We start from the raw sequence: 17,760 nt of genomic DNA on the forward strand, positions 1-17,760 counted from the left end.
TATATGTCTAAACTAACTTGTTTCAAAGCTTACGATATTCGTGGTCAGTTAGGCGAAGAGTTGAATGATGAGATAGCATATCGTATTGGTCGAGCCTATGGTGAATTTGCAAAACCTAAAACAGTTGTTGTGGGTGGTGATGTAAGGCTAACAAGTGAGAGCCTTAAACTTGCATTGAGTCGTGGTCTGCAAGATGCAGGTACAGATGTATTGGATATTGGATTATCTGGTACGGAAGAGATATATTTTGCGACCTTCCATCTTGGAGTTGATGGAGGAATAGAAGTTACAGCTAGTCATAATCCTATTAATTATAATGGAATGAAACTTGTCCGTCAGGGGGCCAGACCCATTAGTGGTGATACAGGTCTACGGGATATACAACGTTTGGCCGAATCAAATGACTTTCCGCCTGTTGTTGAGTCTAAGAGAGGGAGCTACAAGAAAATATCAGTTATTGATGCATATATTGATCATTTAATCGGTTATATAACGCCATCCTTATTTAAACCCCTGAAGTTAGTTATAAATAGTGGAAATGGGGCTGCAGGACATGTTATTGATGCTTTGGAAAAGCGTTTTGATAAGCTTGATATGCCTGTAACTCTGATTAAAGTCCATCATTCACCAGATGGTACATTCCCTAATGGAATCCCCAACCCGCTACTGCCAGAATGTAGACAAGACACCACTGATGCTGTATTAGCCCATGGTGCTGATATGGGAATTGCCTTTGACGGCGATTTTGATCGATGCTTCTTCTTTAATAATAAAGGAGAGTTTATCGAGGGGTATTATATTGTAGGATTGCTAGCTGAAGCGTTCCTACAAAAAAAACCGGGCTCAAGTATTATTCACGACCCGCGCTTGAGTTGGAATACTATTGATATTGTAACTGCTGCTGGCGGAAAGCCGGTCATGTCAAAAACTGGACACGCTTTCATCAAAGAAAGAATGCGTGAAGAAGATGCCGTTTATGGTGGGGAAATGAGCGCTCATCATTATTTTCGTGATTTCTCTTACTGTGATTCTGGAATGATTCCTTGGCTGTTAATTGCAGAGTTGTTGTGCGTTAAAAATAAAAGTTTGGAACAATTAGTCGAAGAGTGTATGAGTGCCTATCCTGCATCCGGTGAGATAAATTCAATATTGTCTGATCCAGCCTCAGCAATTTCTAAAGTGCGTGCGACTTATGAAAATGAAGCGCTGGTCGTTGATGAAACCGATGGGATTAGCCTTGAGTTCAAAGATTGGCGTTTTAACTTACGTAGTTCTAATACTGAGCCAGTTGTTAGATTGAATGTAGAATCTCGTGCTAATAAGTCGCTGATGCTGGAAAAGACAGAAGAGATTTTACTATTATTAAGATCGTAGAGATTACTTGTAGTTAAAAATATCAGCTCCCTGTGGATCTATATGTTTAATATAATTCTCTGGGTGCTAATTTTAGTAACGATTATCAATTCGGTGACGGTTAATGACGGATAATTTTAAAGTAAATAACAGTAATTCTAAAATACCTTCTGATTATGGTTTTCCTAATGTTAATTCATCGAAAGATGAGATAGATTTATTTGAGTTAATGGCTATTATTTTTAAATCTAAAATAAAAATAATATCCACAACTTTGATTTTTATCATTATCGGTTTGGTTATTACCTTTATTCTCCCTCAACGCTGGACGAGCACAGCTGTCATCGTCTCGCCTGGCGATGAACAAATTCAAGTGTTAGATAAGATAACAACTAATTTATCTGTGCTTGATATTAAGCTTGATATCAGTTCAGATTATTTATTGTCTACTTTTAAACAAAACTTTGATTCTCAAGATCTCCGTGAGCAATATTTAGTGAATACTGAGTATTTTAAGAGATTAATGCGAGATAAACCTGAAGATGGTCTGGAGAAAAGAGCATTAATTGAACGGATAGTGAATGAGAATATCACATCAGTCAGCCCGCTGAGAGATAAAGGCGATAATGATAAGGAATATCGATACTACAAATTATCATACAGCGCCATGACGGCTACAGATGCGCGTGATTTATTGCAGGGGTATATTAACTACGTTAACAGTATAGTTAATGCTGATGTATCTAGAAAAATACAGCGTGCTGTTGATTTAGCTAAAGGTATTGGTACTGATAAATATACTTTGGACCTATTGCGTGCCAAGAATAATCAGGAAGTTAAAATTGAACGTTTGAAGTACGCGACTTCAATTGCTGATGCGGCGGGTATAAAAAAGCCAGTTTACAGCAGTGGTTCCGCTATTAGTGATGATCCGGATTTCCCTATTACTATGGGATCCGATGCGCTGAATCGTAAATTGGAAATTGAGAAATCGGTGACTGACCTGGCTTCTATCAATGCTGAAATTCTTAACCGTAGACTGTATCTTGATAAGTTAAATGCGCTGGAAATTCCTAAAGTGGAAGTGGTGCCATTTAAATATCTGCAACAGCCAACCGAGCCAACCAAAAGAGATGCGCCTAAACGTGGGCTGATTATGATCCTGTTCGCACTTGCAGGTTTGGTGGGGTCTGTCGGTTTTGTGTTAGTTGATCATTTCATGCGTGAACGCGAGCGTGAAGAAGAGATGCTAAAACTGGCGAATACCGATAAAGAATAACGAACCAATACTAATTGATATTTTACATTGCCGGATTAGCGCTGCTTGTCCGGTTTTTTTTTGATAAAAATTCTGAGGTTAGCATTCATCCTTGTTGTTTGACCGCGTTAAATCGACCTCATACCTTTCCCCTAATTATGTTTCCAGCTTGAGCTTATGCTAAAATCCTGTTCCTTTTCATCTTCACACTGCCAATCAAAACAATGAAATTTCCTGGTAAACGTAAATCCAAACATTATTTTCCGGTTAATGCCCGCGATCCGTTATTACAACAAACGCAGGTTCAGGCTGAAAATGAGGTCAGCACCTCTTATATCGTCGGTATCGACCAAACCCTAGTCGATATTGAGGCCAAAGTTGATGAGGGATTTATTCAGCGCTACGGTTTGAGCCAGGGACATTCTTTAGTTATTGAAGATGATGTGGCTGAGGCTCTTTATCAGGAGTTAACCAGCAACGGTTTGATTACCCATGAGTTTGCAGGTGGCACCATCGGTAATACATTGCATAATTACTCGGTTCTGGCTGATGACCGTTCTGTTTTACTTGGAACTATGTGCAGCAATATAAAGATTGGTAGCTATGCCTATCGTTATCTGTGTAATACCTCAAGTCGTACCGATTTAAATTATTTGCAGGCCGTGGATGGCGCTATTGGCCGCTGTTTTACCTTGATTACTGAGAACGGAGAGCGGACTTTCGCTATCAGTCCTGGTCAAATGAATCAGCTACGCCCAGATAGCATTCCTGAAGAAGTGATTGCAGGGGCCTCCGCTTTAGTTCTCACTGCTTATTTAGTACGTTGTAAACCCGGTGAGCCAATGCCAGATGCAACTATGCAGGCTATCGCGTACGCTAAAAAATATCATGTGCCAGTGGTGCTGACGTTGGGTACAAAATACGTCATTGCAGATAATCCTCAATGGTGGCGAGATTTCCTTAAAGAAAACGTCTCTATTTTAGCGATGAATGAAGATGAAGCACTGGAGCTTACGGGGATCAGCGATCCATTGATGGCCGCGGATATGGCGCTGGATTGGGTAGATTTGGTGCTATGTACCGCCGGGCCAAATGGCCTTTATATGGCTGGCTATACGGAAGAAGCAGGCAAACGCCAGACTCAACATCCTTTACTGCCGGGTACTATTGCTGAATTCAATATGTATGAATTTAGCCGCGCAATGAGAAAAGAGCATTGTGATATGCCATTCAAGATTTACTCACACATCGCTCCTTATATGGGTGGGCCTGAGAAAATTATGAATACTAATGGGGCAGGGGATGGGGCATTGTCCGCAGTGTTACATGATATAGCGGCCAACGGTTATCATCGTAATAATGTTCCTAATTCAAGTAAACATGTGCGTAGTTACCTGAGCTATTCGTCTTTGGCGCAGGTTTGTAAATATGCTAATCGAGTGAGCTATCAGGTGTTGAATCAGCACTCTCCTCGTCTGACGCGCGGTTTACCTGAGCGAGAGGATAGTCTGGAAGAGTCTTACTGGGAACGTTAATCCAATCGCTAGACAACAAAAGGCCAGCATTGCTGGCCTTTTGTATTTTAATTTCGGTCTAGTCAGATCGGGCAAGCTGCGCTTTTGACTTCTTCAGTCAACGTATCGATTTTCAGCATATTTAGCATGCTGCCGGCAATCTCGCGTTCACCCATAACGACCTGATCGGCACCGCGGTCGGAAATATAAACCACCTCATCGTCATAATGCGCTCTGGCAATAATCTCAAGGTCTGGGCGTTTGAGGCGCGCTGCAGCGACAATTTCACCCGCCTCATAGCCATTTGGAATGGTTAGTAACAGCCAGCGTGCGCAGTCTAGTCGAGCCAATGACATGATTTCTGCATTGGCTGCGTTGCCCAGCACCGCGTTAATTCCTTGCTCACGCAAGGCTTCGACTCGGGTTCGGGAGTTTTCGATGACCACTAATGGAACACCCGCTGCATTGAGTTTTGAACCGAGCAGGCTACCTACGCGGCCATAACCGACTAATAAAGCGTGGTTACATAGATCCACTGGAATTTGTTTTTCTTCTTCTACTGCTTCTTCCAGAATTTGATCTTCCATGGTTTCGGTTTTAATTAGATAGCGATCCAACAGGCTAAATAGCAATGGATTCAGCATGATAGAAAGAATGGCACTGGCTAAAACCAGATTGCGGCCATGCTCCGACATCAAACCAAGGGAGATCCCTAAACCTGCTAAAATAAAGGCAAACTCACCGATTTGCGCCAAACTGACTGAAATAGTCAGTGCAGTGCGTTTAGAGTGGCCAAACATACGAACTAACAAGAAGGCTGCGGCAGATTTACCGAAGATAATGATAGCCAGTGAGGCGATAACCGCTAAAGGCTCACGAACCAGAATCATCGGGTCGAATAGCATGCCGACCGAAACAAAAAACAGGACGGCAAAGGCATCACGCAGCGGTAAAGTATCCTGAGCCGCGCGGTGGCTAAGTTCGGATTCGTTTAACACCATACCGGCAAAGAAGGCGCCTAGGGCGAATGAGACGTCAAACAGCCCTACAGCACCGTAAGCGATACCCAGCGCTAAGACCAGCACGGCCAAGGTAAATAGCTCTCTGGAGCCGGTACTGGCGGTTTTTGCCAATATCCATGGGACGAGGCGGCGGCCAACCACTATCATCAAGGTGATGAAGGCGATGACTTTACCAATAGTTATGGCCAGTTCGGTGAATAATTGGCTCAAACTGGTATTTTCGCTACCCATAACGCCAGCGAATGCTGGTAATAACACCAATGTTAGTACCATCGCCAGATCTTCAACTATCAGCCAGCCAATGGCTATTTGCCCACGCTGGCTGTCGATCAACTGCCGTTCTTCCAGTGCTCGCAGCAATACCACGGTACTGGCGGTAGACAAGCAAAGACCGAACACCAAGCCTGTGACCAGATCCCAGCCCAGCATGCTCGAAAGGCCGATACCCAACAATGTGGCAACTGCGATTTGCGCTATGGCACCGGGAATGGCAATGGATTTTACAGCGAGGAGGTCTTTAAGAGAGAAATGCAGCCCAACACCGAACATTAACAGGATAACACCGATTTCAGCCAGTTCTGGCGCTAATGACGTATCGGCGACGAAACCCGGCGTGAATGGCCCGGCTAACACCCCTGCGGCGAGATATCCCACTAATGGGGAGATGCGCAGGCGGTGTGCCAGTGTACCGAGGAGGAAGGCGAGAACCAGGCCTCCTACAATCGTTGTAATCAGGGGTGTTGAGTGGTGCATCCAGACTCCTTCTTGTTATGCGGGCAGTGTTCATTCACAGCAATAGCACTAGTTTATTGCATTTGTGCGAACTTTACCCGATAAAAATTCATATTTTGTCAATGAAACTGAAGGTTGGCCTGTAAATTGCGTAAGGTGGTTATTTATGAGTGATATCTCATTTAGACCTAATAGATATAGGTAGTTAAGCCAGATAATACTGCTATCTCATCCGGCTTAAGTTAGTAATACTGACTACTTTTCTTCAATATTAGGCAGTAAGGCAGTAAATATGCCAAGGAGTGGCAGGAATGCGCAGATTTGGTAAACTAACTCGATACTGGTTAAATCAGCAACATAACCAAGTACAGCCGCACCTAACCCGCCCATACCGAAAGCTAAACCGAAGAATAATCCGGAAACCATGCCTACCTTTCCAGGGATCAGCTCTTGGGCATAAACCAGAATGGCAGAAAACGCTGATGCCAGTATGACACCAATGATCACTGTCAAAATGCCAATCCATTGCAGAGATACGTAGGGTAAAATAAGGGTAAATGGTGCAACACCGAGGATGGAGCCCCAAATAACGTATTTTCTCCCGACTCTGTCCCCCAAGGGCCCGCCAATGATGGTGCCTGCGGCTACGGCAAATAAGAATATAAACAGATGTATTTGGGCATTTTGTACTGAAACACCAAACTTATGGATTAGATAGAAGGTGTAGTAGCTACTTATACTAGTTAAGTAGAAATACTTGGAAAAAATCAGTACTAGCAGAATCGCTAAAGTGGCAATTATGGTCTTTTTAGGCAGTGTTTGTACCGGTGCCGCTTTTATCGGCTTACCGGCGACCGCGCGATTTTGCATTTGATACCATTTACTGACCTGTAATAGCACTACAATGGCCAGTAATGCCGCCAGTGAGAACCAGCCAACATTCCCTTTGCCGTAGGGCGCGATAAACATCGCCGCCAGTAATGGGCCTAACGCACTACCAAAATTCCCTCCCACCTGAAACAGCGATTGCGCCAGCCCGTGACGTCCGCCAGACGCCATGCGTGCCACGCGGGAAGATTCAGGATGAAACACGGAGGAACCGGTACCAACCAGCGCCGCCGCCAGCAACACCACCGGAAAAGTAGTCGCGGCGGCCAATAATAAGATGCCCGAAAGAGTGAATCCCATACCAATAGGTAGAGAATAAGGCTGTGGGTGTTTGTCTGTGTAGAGGCCAATCAGCGGTTGCAGCATTGAGGCAGTCATCTGATAGGTCAATGTAATTAAGCCGATTTGAGTGAAGCTCAGGCTGAACTCTGCCTGTAATAAAGGATAGATAGCTAAAATCAGCGATTGAATCATATCGTTTAGTAAATGAGAGACGCTTATCGCCCCTAAAATAGAAAACGAAGTTCGCTTTAAGGCATTTCCCTTATTTTGGGAGGTTGGAGGGACGATGCGATCGGTCATGATGAGTATCAGCCTAATTGTTTTTATTGCGAAAGGTAGCGCGGTAATGGATACATATTATGCATATCGTATGATTTTTACTATATCCAACATTATTTGACGGATATCGCAAAAATGTGAAATTCAGGTGTATCTAATCGAGTTACAATGCAAACTGCATCGAGGTATCACCTTGATTCTCACAGAAATCCTGAACTCTTACGCGATCTGTATTCATCAGACTGACTTTTACTCGACCCGCTTTTGGCGATTACATGGAGATTTGCCATGCGTTTTTCATTAAATACCACAGCATGCGCGTTGGCCGTAACATTGGCCTTTGCCCCCGGATGGGCCAGCGCTTGGGAAAAAGATAAAACTTACGACATTACTTTACTGCACACTAACGATCATCACGGCCATTTCTGGCAAAACGATCACGGTGAATATGGCCTGGCGGCGCAAAAAACCTTGGTGGATAATATTCGCCAACAAGTGGCAGCAGAAGGGGGCAGCCTATTGTTGCTTTCCGGCGGAGATATTAATACCGGTGTACCTGAGTCTGATTTACAGGATGCGGAACCCGATTTTCGCGGTATGAATTTAGTGGGATACGATGCTATGGCGATCGGAAACCATGAATTTGATAACCCGCTTAGCGTATTACGTCAGCAAGAAAAATGGGCCACTTTCCCGCTGCTCTCTGCCAATATTTATCAGAAGAGTACCCAGCAGCGCTTATTTAAACCTTATGCCCTGTTTGATAAGCAAGGGATTAAAATTGCGGTTATTGGGTTAACCACTGACGATACGGCTAAAATTGGCAATCCTGAGTATTTCACTGATATTGAATTCCGTGTACCGGCGGTGGAAGCCAAAGAGGTCGTCGAAAAACTGCGTCAGGATGAAAAACCGGACATTATCATCGCAGCCACCCATATGGGGCATTATGACAACGGTAATCACGGTTCTAATGCGCCAGGTGATGTAGAAATGGCTCGTAGCCTGCCTGCAGGTTATCTGGACATGATTGTGGGTGGACATTCGCAGGATCCGGTTTGTATGTCCAGCGAGAATCATAAGCAGGTAGATTACGTTCCGGGTACGGCTTGCGCACCCGATCGTCAAAATGGAACCTGGATCGTTCAGGCGCATGAATGGGGTAAATACGTCGGGCGTGCAGATTTTAAATTCCGCAACGGCGAGCTGACGTTGGTTAACTATCAGCTGATTCCGGTTAATCTGAAGAAGAAAGTAGAGAAAGCCGACGGTACCAGTGAGCGCGTTTTCTATACCGAAGAGATCGCTGAAAATCCGGCAATGCTGAAATTACTCACGCCGTTTGAAGATAAAGGCAAAGCGCAGCTGGAAATTAAAGTCGGTAGCGTTAATGGCAAGCTAGAGGGCGATCGTAGCAAAGTTCGCTTCCAGCAAACTAATATGGCGCGGATGCTATTAGCGGCGCAAATGGAGCGTGCTGGCGCTGATTTTGCCGTGATGAGCGGCGGCGGCGTACGTGACTCTATCGATGCTGGCGATATTACTTATAAAGATGTGCTGAAAGTGCAGCCATTCGGTAATACGCTGGTTTATGTGGATATGAAGGGCAGTGAAGTTGAGAAGTATTTGGCCGTCGTCGCTAATAAAAAAGTGGATTCAGGCGCCTACGCTCAATTCGCCAACGTCAGCCTGGTTGCCGATGGCACAGGTGTCAGTGATGTTAAAATTCAAGGTAAACCGCTGGATGCGAATAAAACCTACCGCATTGCAACGCTGAATTTCAACGCGCTAGGTGGTGATGGTTATCCGAAGGTGGATACTTTGCCAAGCTACGTTAATACCGGTTTCATCGATGCGGAAGTCTTGAAGCAATATATTGAAAAACACTCTCCGCTAGATGCTGCGGCCTATGAGCCGAAGGGTGAGATTGTTTACAAGTAATGAGTTGAGTTGAGATGAGGTGAAAATACCTTAGGGACTTTTTATCTGAACGGGGAGTACGGGTAGCGCTAATGCGTCTATGCGTATTCCCCATTTTTGGCTCAGTGGCATTCTGTGGCAGAGAGAAGCGAGGATTAATCCCGTTTGGCTATATCCGCGAATACCGCATTGAGCAACTGGCCTAAATCTGCTGGAGCTAGCTCTATATCCAGCCCGCGTTTGCCGCCGGAAACGAACATAGTGGCATATTGCTGCGCCTGACTGTCGATGACCGTGGGTAAACGTTTTTTCTGTCCTAACGGGCTAATTCCTCCGACTAAATAACCGGTTACTCGCTGCGCCAGCTGTGGATCGGCCATATCTGCTTTTTTCGCTCCTAAGGCTCGGGCAACTTTTTTTAAATCCAATTGAGTGGCGACCGGAGTGACGGCAACGGCTAAGTTTTTGGCTTCTCCATTCAGGCAAACCAGCAGAGTTTTATAAACTTGCCGGGCATCTAGCCCTAATTTTCTGACAGCTTCATCACCAAAATTCGTTTCTGCACTGTCGTGTTCGTAAGGGTGAAGAGTAAAGGCGATTTTTTGCTTTTCCAGCAGAATGACGGCAGGAGTCATGATTTTCGTCCACTATAAAAATAATACCAGTTAATCATAACAGGACTATCGTTGCAGCTAATCCTTATCTTTTTAGTATCTTACGCTTAATGCAGCTTAGTAAGAAAAAAATTAACTTAATAGAATCAAAATTATGAAATTGTATTCCTCAATAATAATGAATCCCAGTTGCTTATAGGATCCGCGGGTTGCTACCCTGATATGGCAAATTGGTTGACCGTCAGGAAAGCCGGCTTGCTACGTAATAACTAAAACAATGAAAATTCCTCTTTGACTGGCCAATAGCGATATTGGCCATTTTTTTATCCATGAGCTGGCTGCATTAAAGCCGGTAAATTTCCGTCGCCATATAAATGTAAAGCGCCCACAGCAACCAGATAATGCCCCGCCGGTAAGGCAGACAGTTGTTTTTGCCATTGCTGGTTACGTTGCACCATTAATAGCTCATATAAATCATCGCTAAAAGTCGTTGTCAGTTTAGCCAGGCTACCGCAGGGTTGTCGCTCTAACCACCAACTGATCATGGTTTGTAACATGCGGGCGTTGGTGTGCCAGTGAGCCAGAGTATCTTTTAACAGCCCCATTCCGCTGTCAGGCAGGGTTTCCAGTAGGGAAAGCTGCATTTGCGAGCCTTCGAGTTCGATAATATTTTTCCGCTGCGCTTTGGCTGCATTCAATAATTGGTAATCAATACCGTATTCCCCGCGCAGCCCTAGATTTTGCGCCTGACGCGCCTGTAGCATCAGCGCGATTTGCCAGGCCGGAAGGGTGGCCAGAGCGAACGGGTCGGTTTTTAATTCTTCACAGCGCTGAACGAGCTGTTGGTAATCTGTTTCAGAGAGTCGGTCGACCAACGGGAGCTCATCGGGATAGTGAGCGAAAGGGGATCCACCTTGGGTAATATCGGCCTCAACGATTAACGCATCGGCTTTTATCAGGCGATCCAACAGAATATCCGGTAGCGGGAACATGCCTTCGGTTCCCATATGGATACTCCCTACCAGATGGAAGTGACGTGAGCCGGGCAGTTGTAAATCGATACCCGGATACGGATAACTCGGCGGAGAAAGGATGCCAAGAAAGGTGGCTAGCTGACGTAAAAGTTGACCCATACCGGTGTGCGTCCTGATTTAGCATTTCTCCCATGCTAAACGCTAAATGGCGCACAAGAAAGGGTTGTGCGCCACTGGGTTAGGACTTCGTTTATTGTTTAGGTTTAAAACGTAACAAACGGTTGGCATTACTGACGACGGTGATTGAGGACAACGCCATTGCAGCCCCCGCGACCACCGGGCTTAACAACGTTCCGGTGAACGGATACAAAATACCTGCCGCGATTGGAATCCCCAGCGCGTTATAGAAAAATGCGCCGAGCAGGTTTTGTTTCATATTGCGTAATGTGGCTTTGGATAGCTCTACGGCATCGGCAACGCCGTGCAGACTATGGCGCATAAGCGTAATTGCCGCAGTTTCTATCGCAATATCGCTGCCGCCGCCCATAGCAATACCTACATCGGCCTGAGCCAGCGCGGGCGCATCGTTAATACCATCTCCGACCATCGCGACTTTGTTACCTGCAGCCTGTAACTGCTTAATCGCATCGGCTTTGCCATCGGGCAGCACTCCGGCAATCACTTGATCAATACCGGCCTCTTTGGCAATAGCATTAGCAGTAATCGGGTTATCACCTGTCAGCATCACTAATTTGTAGCCTTGTTGATGCAGACGTTGCAATGCTGAGACACTATCGCTGCGTAACGGATCTCGGATGGAGAACAGCGCCGCGACTTGACCATTGGCCGCCAGAATAACCGGCGTGGCACCCGTTTCCGCCTGTTGCCGCATTAAGTCGCTTAACTCAAGGGTATCAATCTCTTGTTGTTTCAGTAGTGCATTGTTCCCTAATAGCAGTGATGCTCCTTCAACATCACCGCTGACGCCTAAACCGCGCAGGGTACGGAACTGGCTGGTGGCAGGCAGAGTCAGGCCTTTGGCACGTTGCAAAATTGCCTGCGCTAACGGATGGTTTGAGCCTGTTTCCAGCGCAGCCGCCCAGCCAAGCGCCTGTTGTTCCGTAATCCCGTTAAAGGTATGGATAGCGACAACCTGCGGACGGCCTTCGGTCAATGTACCGGTTTTATCAAATACCAACGTATTCAAGCCGCTGGCCTGCTGAAGCGCATCGGCATCTCGCACCAGTACGCCAAACTCAGCGGCACGACCAACGCCAGAAATGATCGACATCGGCGTGGCTAATCCCAGCGCGCAAGGGCAAGCGATGATCAGCACCGTGGTGGCCACCACCAAGGTATATACAATTTGGGGCTGAGGGCCGAAGAAGTACCAAATCACACCGGCAATCAAGGCGATAGCCACGACGGTTGGAACAAATACTGCAGAGATTCTATCGGCTAACTGGCCAATTTCCGGCTTACTACTTTGCGCCTGACGTACTAGCTTGATAATCCGCGCCAGCGTAGTCTGGCTGCCAATGGCGTTAGCGCGGAACAGAACCGATCCATCCTGCACTGAGGTTCCGGCGTGTACTTTATCTCCAGCGGATTTCTGCTGCGGAATCGGTTCGCCGGTGAGCATGGCTTCGTCCATCCACACTTCCCCCTGCACAATTTCGCCGTCAACGGGAACTCGGTCACCGGTGGTCAAACGGAGGGTCATTCCCAGCTGTACGTCAGCCAGCGGGATTTGTTTCTCACCGTCCTCAGTCACAACCCGCGCGGTTGGCGGTGCCAGATCCAGCAAACGTTCCAACGCATTGGACGAACGTTGTCTGGCGCGCTGTTCCATCGCATGTCCCAGATTGATTAAACCGATAATCATGGCGCTGGCTTCGTAATAAAGATGCCGGGCCTCCATCGGGAATACATCGGGCCAGATATTGACGGTAATCGAGTAAATCCAGGCGGCACCGGTGCCTAATGCCACCAGCGTATCCATAGTGGCGCTGCCGTTTTTCAGGCTGACCCAAGCGTTGCGATAGAAATGTCCGCCGGCAAAGATCATGACCAACAGCGTCAATACACCGATCACCAGCCACGGGGTTTGGGTTTCCGGCGTGAGCGTCATACTGCCGCCGAATAAGCCCCATGCCATCAATGGAATACCTAATAATAGCCCCAGCGCGGCCTGCCATTGGAAACGTTTCATATTGGCCTGAGACATTTCCTGCTGGCGTTCCCGCCGTTTAGCTTCGTCTTCGATAATCTCAGCGCCATAGCCCGCTTTTTCTACTGCGGCGATCAGCGCGCTATTATCCGGAGAACCGGTCACCAGTGCGCTACGTTCAGCTAGATTCACTCGCGCGATCTGCACGCCATCCACGCTTTGCAACGCTTTTTGTACTTTAGAAACGCAGCTGGCGCAGCTCATCCCGGTTAACAATAGCTGCACGCTATCCGGATCGTCGCCGTCTGACGGAGCGGTTGCGGGAGTATTTTCAGTTGCCGGAAGAGAAGAGGCCGCTGCCAAAGATTCCGGCGCAGATTGCGTAGCATGTGCCAGCGGCTCAGTTTTTGGGACGGCGTTTTCCTGCGCCAGCGTGGCCTGATAACCGGCATTTTCCACGGCGGCAATCAGTGCGTTTGCGTCGACTCGACCGTAAACTTTGGCGTTGGAGGTGGATACATCGGCGGCGATGACTCCCGGAACGGCTTCCAGCGCTTGACGTGTCGTTGCCGCACAGTGCATACAGGTTAAGCCGGAAAGCTGTAGCTCTACGTCCGGTTGTTGTACTGGCTCCGACTGATAGCCTGCCTGTTTTACCGTTTCGATCAGTGCCTGTATGTCGGCCTCACCGACCACTTTCGCATAGTGAACGTTAACCTGAGCCTGTTCGACGTCAGGCCGGTCTTCCAGCGCTTTTTGCACCCGTCCGGCACATTTCATGCAGGTTAAACCCTGCAAAGCAAGCAGCGTAGTGTGTGACATGATTAACTCCTTAAAGAGTAAAAACTTATCCTTTTGACTGCGGGGATAAGTTTAGTCGGTATTAAGCCCTTTACCTTGATGCCGATCTTCTGGCAGGCAACAAGGTTAATTTCTCTTGACCGACGTGACTATTTTAACTACTTATGGAGGTTAAACCTTCCAGCAAGGGTAAGGTCAAGGGAGAAATATGAATATCAGCGATGTGGCCAAAAAGACCGGTTTGACCAGCAAAGCGATTCGCTTTTACGAAGAAAAAAAGCTTGTAACTCCGCCTATCCGTACCGATAACGGTTATCGCAGCTATGATGCCCGTCATATTGAAGAATTGACTTTGCTGCGACAGGCGCGCCAGGTGGGATTTACTCTGGATGAATGTCGTGAATTATTGGCGCTGTTCCATAATCCGGATCGCCATAGTGCGGACGTCAAAGCCGCGACGTTACAGAAAGTGGCTGAAATAGAACGGCATATTCAGGATTTGAATCAGATGCGTTTACGCTTACTGGCGCTAGCGGCAGAATGCCCCGGCGACGAGGGGGCGGATTGCCCGATTATCAATAATCTGGCGGGTTGTTGTCACCGCGAGGAGAAAGGATAGAGATAAGAAGCCCACGGTCGCAAACCGAACGTGGGCGATAAACTAGCGTATTATTGCACGGACATTCAAGGTGTTACCTTCAATGGAGACCACTTCGACTTCCGTGCCCACGCTTAATTCTTCAGAACTATGGATACGCCAGCTGCTGTCGCCGACTTTCATCCGACCATAGCCATCCAGTGTCGGTTCCGTCAGCGTTGCCCGCAGGCCAACCATTTGATGATCCCGCTGGTTAAGCATGGCAGGCTGCGGTTTGACTCGTTTACTCAGCCAATACCACCACAAAATGGCGGCGATGACGGTGAGAACGGCAAAGAGTACGCCTTGCCATTCCCAGCTTAACGGCAACATCCAGACCAACAGGCCAACCAGTACAGCGGCAATTCCACTCCATAACAGATAACCGCTGGCACCCAACATTTCCGCGGCTAATAACAAGCCGCCGAGTGATAGCCAAAACCAATTTGGGTTTGCTGCAATCTGTTTAAGCATGGTTATTTACCTCGGCTGGTTTTGCTCTCGCCAATCAGTTCAGCGATACCGCCAATCGCGCCCATCAGGCTGCTGGCATCCAGTGGCATCATCACGACTTTACTGTTGTTGGCTGAGCCGATGTGTTGCAGCGCATCGGTGTATTTCTGCGCCACAAAGTAGTTAATCGCCTGAATATCACCGGCGGCGATAGCTTCAGAAACCATTTTAGTTGCCTGAGCTTCGGCTTCTGCGGCACGTTCACGGGCTTCTGCTTGCAGGAAGGCGGATTGACGTTCCCCCTCGGCTTTCAGAATCTGAGATTGTTTTTCACCTTCTGCACGCAGAATTGCTGCCTGACGCACGCCTTCGGCTTCCAAAATATCCGCACGCTTGGTTCGCTCGGCTTTCATCTGGGCGTTCATGGCCGAAATTAGTTCGGTCGGCGGACGTACATCGCGGATTTCAATACGGGTAATTTTGATGCCCCAAGGGTTGGTGGCTTCATCAACAATATGGAGTAAACGGCTGTTGATGTTATCGCGCTGGGACAGCATTTCATCCAATTCCATAGAGCCAAGCACGGTACGGAAGTTGGTCATGGTCAGGTTAACAATCGCCAGTTCCAGGTTGCTGACCTCATAAGCCGCTTTGACCGGGTCAATAACCTGAATAAAGCAGACTGCATCAATGGCAACGTTGGCGTTATCGCGGGAAATGATTTCCTGTGAAGGAATATCCAGAACTTGTTCCATCATGTTGATTTTACGGCCAATGCGGTCCATAAACGGGACGACGATGTTCAGGCCCGGCATCAGAGTTTTGGTATAGCGGCCAAAGCGCTCAACCGTCCACTGGAAACCCTGTGGGACAATTTTGATTGCGGAGAACACCACAACCAGCGCAACGACGATAATAATCGGGATAACCGTAAACATAGTTAACTTCCTGTCGGTCAATGAATATTGTTTCATAATATTACGCGACGACAGGCTAAAAGACTAACTAAAGGGAGGTAAATACATGTAAGGAATCATTCTGCTATCGAAAAAGCAGAAAAAAACCTGAAAAGTGAATAAGAAAGGGCGCGGGAAAGATCCCGCGCAGAGTAGCTAAAATGGGCTTAGTACAGCAGAGAGTAGAGCTGGCGGCGGTATTTACCGGCCAGAGTATCGCCGGTGCCAAGGGCGGCCAGAATATCCATCAAGGTTTTGCGAGCGTTGCCGTTCGCTGCTGCCAGATCTTTTTTCAGATGGCTCATCAACAGTTCCAGTGCTTCTTCGTTACGGCCAACCTGATGCAGTTGCAGTGCTAGCTGTACCGCCAGCTCGACGTTTTCAGGCTGCTCGGCCAGCTGTTGCTGTAATTGCTGAATTTCCGGCGTATCTGCCGCCTGCTTGAGTAATTCTATCTGTGCAATCAGGCCCTGATAGCGAGTGTCCCGATCTTGCAGTGGGATAGTTTCTAATACCGCTTCCGCATCGTCACTACGATTCAGTTGAATTTGTACTTCAGCCAGCTGCAAGCCGATTTCGCCGTTGTATTGGCTAAGCTGCCAGGCATCTTTCAGTAGCGGAAGGGCTTCTTGCGCTTTGCCATCGGCGATAAGCTGCGCCGCTTCTGCTGCTTTTAGTTCTTCCGGTTTAGGTAATACGCGTTGTAACAGTTCGCGGATAACTTCTTCCGGTTGAGGTCCCTGGAAGCCGTCAACCGGCTGGCCGTCTTTAAACAGATAGACCGCAGGAATAGACCGCAGGCCGAATTGTGAGGCAACCATTTGTTGAGCGTCACAATCTACTTTGGCCAGAATGAACTGACCGGCGTATTCGGCGGCTAATTTGTCTAAAACCGGCGTTAATTGCAGGCAGTGCTGGCTACGTTCCGACCAGAAATAGAACAGAACCGGCTGCGCCATGGACTGTTCCAGGGTTTGATGTAGGTTAGCTTCGGTAATATCGATAACTGTTGGTGCTAGCATGACTTTATTCTCTCATCCGTTTTAGCGATAGATGGGGGCAGAATATCCGGCTTCAACCCTCTATCGCGGTTTATCGGTTATCAGGCGTTGCCCCGCAAGACGCAATCCAGCAAGCGGCCCGGTAAAATGCGACGCAGCACGGTAACAGCGTGTGCCACCAGTGTGACCGGATAGCGCAACTTTGGCCGCGGCGCTTCTAATGCATGACGTAATTTGGGCAAAATCGCTTCAGGTGGCAGGGTGAAGCGTTTGGCGATACCCGGATTATTCACTGGTTTGTCAGCCTGGGTCTGATTAACGTTTTGTGTGAAATGAGTGCTAATCGGCCCCGGTTCAATCAAACTGACAAAAATCCCGCTGCCGTTTAGCTCCATCCGTAAGGCATCTGACCAGGCTTCCAGCGCATATTTGCTGGCGGCGTAAGCGCCCCGACCCGGCGTTGAAATCAACCCCATCACCGAACTGGTTTGAATAATCCGGCCTTCGCCGTGGGGCAACATGGCAGGCAGCAGTAATTGGGTGAGTTGGTGGGTGCCAAATAGATTGGTGGAAAACTGCCGTTCCATTTGTTGGCGCGAAATGGTGTCTAGCGGGCCGTATAAGCCATAGCCGCCGTTGTTGAATAAACCGTACAGTCGCCCGCCGGTTAGCTCGATAACCTGTGCCGCGGCGCGCTCGACGCTGGTGCTGTCATCCAGATCCAGCTCAATACCTTCCAGCCCCAATTGGGACATGTTTTCTACGTCCTCAGGTTTCCGACAGGCAGCCAAAACCCGATAGCCTCTGTTACGCAGATCCTGCGCCGCTACCAAACCAATTCCGCTCGAGCATCCGGTGATTAAAACCGCTTTTTGCATAACTTTACCTACTGAATGAACCTATTTG

The 17,760-nt window shown here is 47.7% G+C and carries 14 protein-coding genes; 5 read left to right on the forward strand and 9 right to left on the reverse strand.

All coding sequences use genetic code 11. The features are described 5' to 3' along the window. The first annotated feature begins 3 nt into the window (after positions 1 to 3). The 3 genes from cpsG (at position 4) to PL78_RS00775 (ending at position 4,146) form a co-directional block, all read left to right on the forward strand. Complete coding sequence (gene cpsG / locus PL78_RS00765; RefSeq protein WP_064512327.1) at positions 4 to 1,374, forward strand: phosphomannomutase CpsG; 1,371 nt, start codon at positions 4 to 6, stop codon at positions 1,372 to 1,374. Between the two features lie 103 nt (positions 1,375 to 1,477). Further along, complete coding sequence (gene wzz(fepE), locus PL78_RS00770; protein WP_064512329.1) at positions 1,478 to 2,632, forward strand: LPS O-antigen length regulator Wzz(fepE); 1,155 nt, start codon at positions 1,478 to 1,480, stop codon at positions 2,630 to 2,632. A gap of 203 nt (positions 2,633 to 2,835) precedes the next feature. Further along, entirely contained in the window at positions 2,836 to 4,146 is a 1,311-nt protein-coding gene (locus tag PL78_RS00775) for an inosine/guanosine kinase (protein WP_064512332.1), read from the forward strand. A gap of 62 nt (positions 4,147 to 4,208) precedes the next feature. Here the strand turns inward: PL78_RS00775 and ybaL are convergent, their stop codons facing one another. Together ybaL and PL78_RS00785 are read right to left on the reverse strand one after the other, a co-directional pair. Further along, positions 4,209 to 5,900: a YbaL family putative K(+) efflux transporter gene (gene ybaL, locus PL78_RS00780; protein ID WP_064512334.1), complete on the reverse strand. Its 1,692-nt coding sequence runs from the start codon at positions 5,898 to 5,900 to the stop codon at positions 4,209 to 4,211. A 234-nt stretch (positions 5,901 to 6,134) separates the two neighbouring features. After that, complete coding sequence (locus tag PL78_RS00785; RefSeq protein WP_064512336.1) at positions 6,135 to 7,349, reverse strand: MFS transporter; 1,215 nt, start codon at positions 7,347 to 7,349, stop codon at positions 6,135 to 6,137. Between the two features lie 267 nt (positions 7,350 to 7,616). Between PL78_RS00785 and ushA the strand changes: the two genes are divergently transcribed. Continuing rightward, a complete protein-coding gene (gene ushA / locus PL78_RS00790; protein WP_064512337.1) occupies positions 7,617 to 9,269 on the forward strand; it encodes a bifunctional UDP-sugar hydrolase/5'-nucleotidase UshA in 1,653 nt (550 codons plus the stop codon). Between the two features lie 134 nt (positions 9,270 to 9,403). Here ushA and ybaK read toward each other — a convergent pair whose 3' ends face one another. The 3 genes from ybaK to copA form a co-directional block, all read right to left on the reverse strand. Further along, a complete protein-coding gene (gene ybaK / locus PL78_RS00795) occupies positions 9,404 to 9,883 on the reverse strand; it encodes a Cys-tRNA(Pro)/Cys-tRNA(Cys) deacylase YbaK (RefSeq protein ID WP_064512339.1) in 480 nt (159 codons plus the stop codon). 302 nt (positions 9,884 to 10,185) lie between these two features. Then, positions 10,186 to 10,995: a TraB/GumN family protein gene (locus PL78_RS00800; RefSeq protein WP_064512340.1), complete on the reverse strand. Its 810-nt coding sequence runs from the start codon at positions 10,993 to 10,995 to the stop codon at positions 10,186 to 10,188. A gap of 91 nt (positions 10,996 to 11,086) precedes the next feature. Continuing rightward, complete coding sequence (copA, locus tag PL78_RS00805; protein ID WP_064512342.1) at positions 11,087 to 13,828, reverse strand: copper-exporting P-type ATPase CopA; 2,742 nt, start codon at positions 13,826 to 13,828, stop codon at positions 11,087 to 11,089. 187 nt (positions 13,829 to 14,015) lie between these two features. On the opposite strand from copA, the gene cueR reads away from it, so the two are divergent. After that, on the forward strand, positions 14,016 to 14,426 hold the full coding sequence (cueR, locus tag PL78_RS00810; RefSeq protein WP_064512344.1) for a Cu(I)-responsive transcriptional regulator: 411 nt from the start codon (positions 14,016 to 14,018) through the stop codon (positions 14,424 to 14,426). Positions 14,427 to 14,468: 42 nt separating this feature from the next. On the opposite strand, the gene PL78_RS00815 is transcribed toward cueR, so the two are convergent. The 4 genes from PL78_RS00815 to PL78_RS00830 all read right to left on the reverse strand — a co-directional run bounded on the left by PL78_RS00815 (position 14,469) and on the right by PL78_RS00830 (position 17,732). Further along, the gene (locus tag PL78_RS00815; protein WP_064512346.1) at positions 14,469 to 14,918 is read right to left on the reverse strand and encodes an NfeD family protein; all 450 of its coding nucleotides are present in this window, start codon (positions 14,916 to 14,918) and stop codon (positions 14,469 to 14,471) included. Between the two features lie 2 nt (positions 14,919 to 14,920). After that, entirely contained in the window at positions 14,921 to 15,835 is a 915-nt protein-coding gene (locus tag PL78_RS00820) for an SPFH domain-containing protein (RefSeq protein WP_064512348.1), read from the reverse strand. Positions 15,836 to 16,020: 185 nt separating this feature from the next. Then, the gene (locus PL78_RS00825; protein WP_064512350.1) at positions 16,021 to 16,875 is read right to left on the reverse strand and encodes a co-chaperone YbbN; all 855 of its coding nucleotides are present in this window, start codon (positions 16,873 to 16,875) and stop codon (positions 16,021 to 16,023) included. Between the two features lie 80 nt (positions 16,876 to 16,955). Further along, positions 16,956 to 17,732 carry an SDR family oxidoreductase gene (locus tag PL78_RS00830; RefSeq protein ID WP_064512352.1) on the reverse strand — a complete coding sequence of 259 codons (777 nt, stop codon included), beginning with the start codon at positions 17,730 to 17,732 and terminating at the stop codon, positions 16,956 to 16,958. Between the last annotated feature and the right edge of the window lie 28 nt (positions 17,733 to 17,760).

This window comes from Yersinia entomophaga, assembly GCF_001656035.1.
Taxonomy (GTDB): Bacteria; Pseudomonadota; Gammaproteobacteria; order Enterobacterales; family Enterobacteriaceae; genus Yersinia; species Yersinia entomophaga.

Excerpts from the sequence above, each read along its gene's own strand:
- cpsG (WP_064512327.1), top strand. The coding sequence starts at position 4 with ATGTCTAAACTAACTTGTTTCAAAGCTTACGATATTCGTGGTCAGTTA.
- PL78_RS00775 (WP_064512332.1), top strand. The coding sequence starts at position 2,836 with ATGAAATTTCCTGGTAAACGTAAATCCAAACATTATTTTCCGGTTAAT.
- ybaL (WP_064512334.1), bottom strand. The coding sequence starts at position 5,900 with ATGCACCACTCAACACCCCTGATTACAACGATTGTAGGAGGCCTGGTT.
- PL78_RS00785 (WP_064512336.1), bottom strand. The coding sequence starts at position 7,349 with ATGACCGATCGCATCGTCCCTCCAACCTCCCAAAATAAGGGAAATGCC.
- ushA (WP_064512337.1), top strand. The coding sequence starts at position 7,617 with ATGCGTTTTTCATTAAATACCACAGCATGCGCGTTGGCCGTAACATTG.
- ybaK (WP_064512339.1), bottom strand. The coding sequence starts at position 9,883 with ATGACTCCTGCCGTCATTCTGCTGGAAAAGCAAAAAATCGCCTTTACT.
- PL78_RS00800 (WP_064512340.1), bottom strand. The coding sequence starts at position 10,995 with ATGGGTCAACTTTTACGTCAGCTAGCCACCTTTCTTGGCATCCTTTCT.
- copA (WP_064512342.1), bottom strand. The coding sequence starts at position 13,828 with ATGTCACACACTACGCTGCTTGCTTTGCAGGGTTTAACCTGCATGAAA.
- cueR (WP_064512344.1), top strand. The coding sequence starts at position 14,016 with ATGAATATCAGCGATGTGGCCAAAAAGACCGGTTTGACCAGCAAAGCG.
- PL78_RS00815 (WP_064512346.1), bottom strand. The coding sequence starts at position 14,918 with ATGCTTAAACAGATTGCAGCAAACCCAAATTGGTTTTGGCTATCACTC.
- PL78_RS00820 (WP_064512348.1), bottom strand. The coding sequence starts at position 15,835 with ATGTTTACGGTTATCCCGATTATTATCGTCGTTGCGCTGGTTGTGGTG.
- PL78_RS00825 (WP_064512350.1), bottom strand. The coding sequence starts at position 16,875 with ATGCTAGCACCAACAGTTATCGATATTACCGAAGCTAACCTACATCAA.
- PL78_RS00830 (WP_064512352.1), bottom strand. The coding sequence starts at position 17,732 with ATGCAAAAAGCGGTTTTAATCACCGGATGCTCGAGCGGAATTGGTTTG.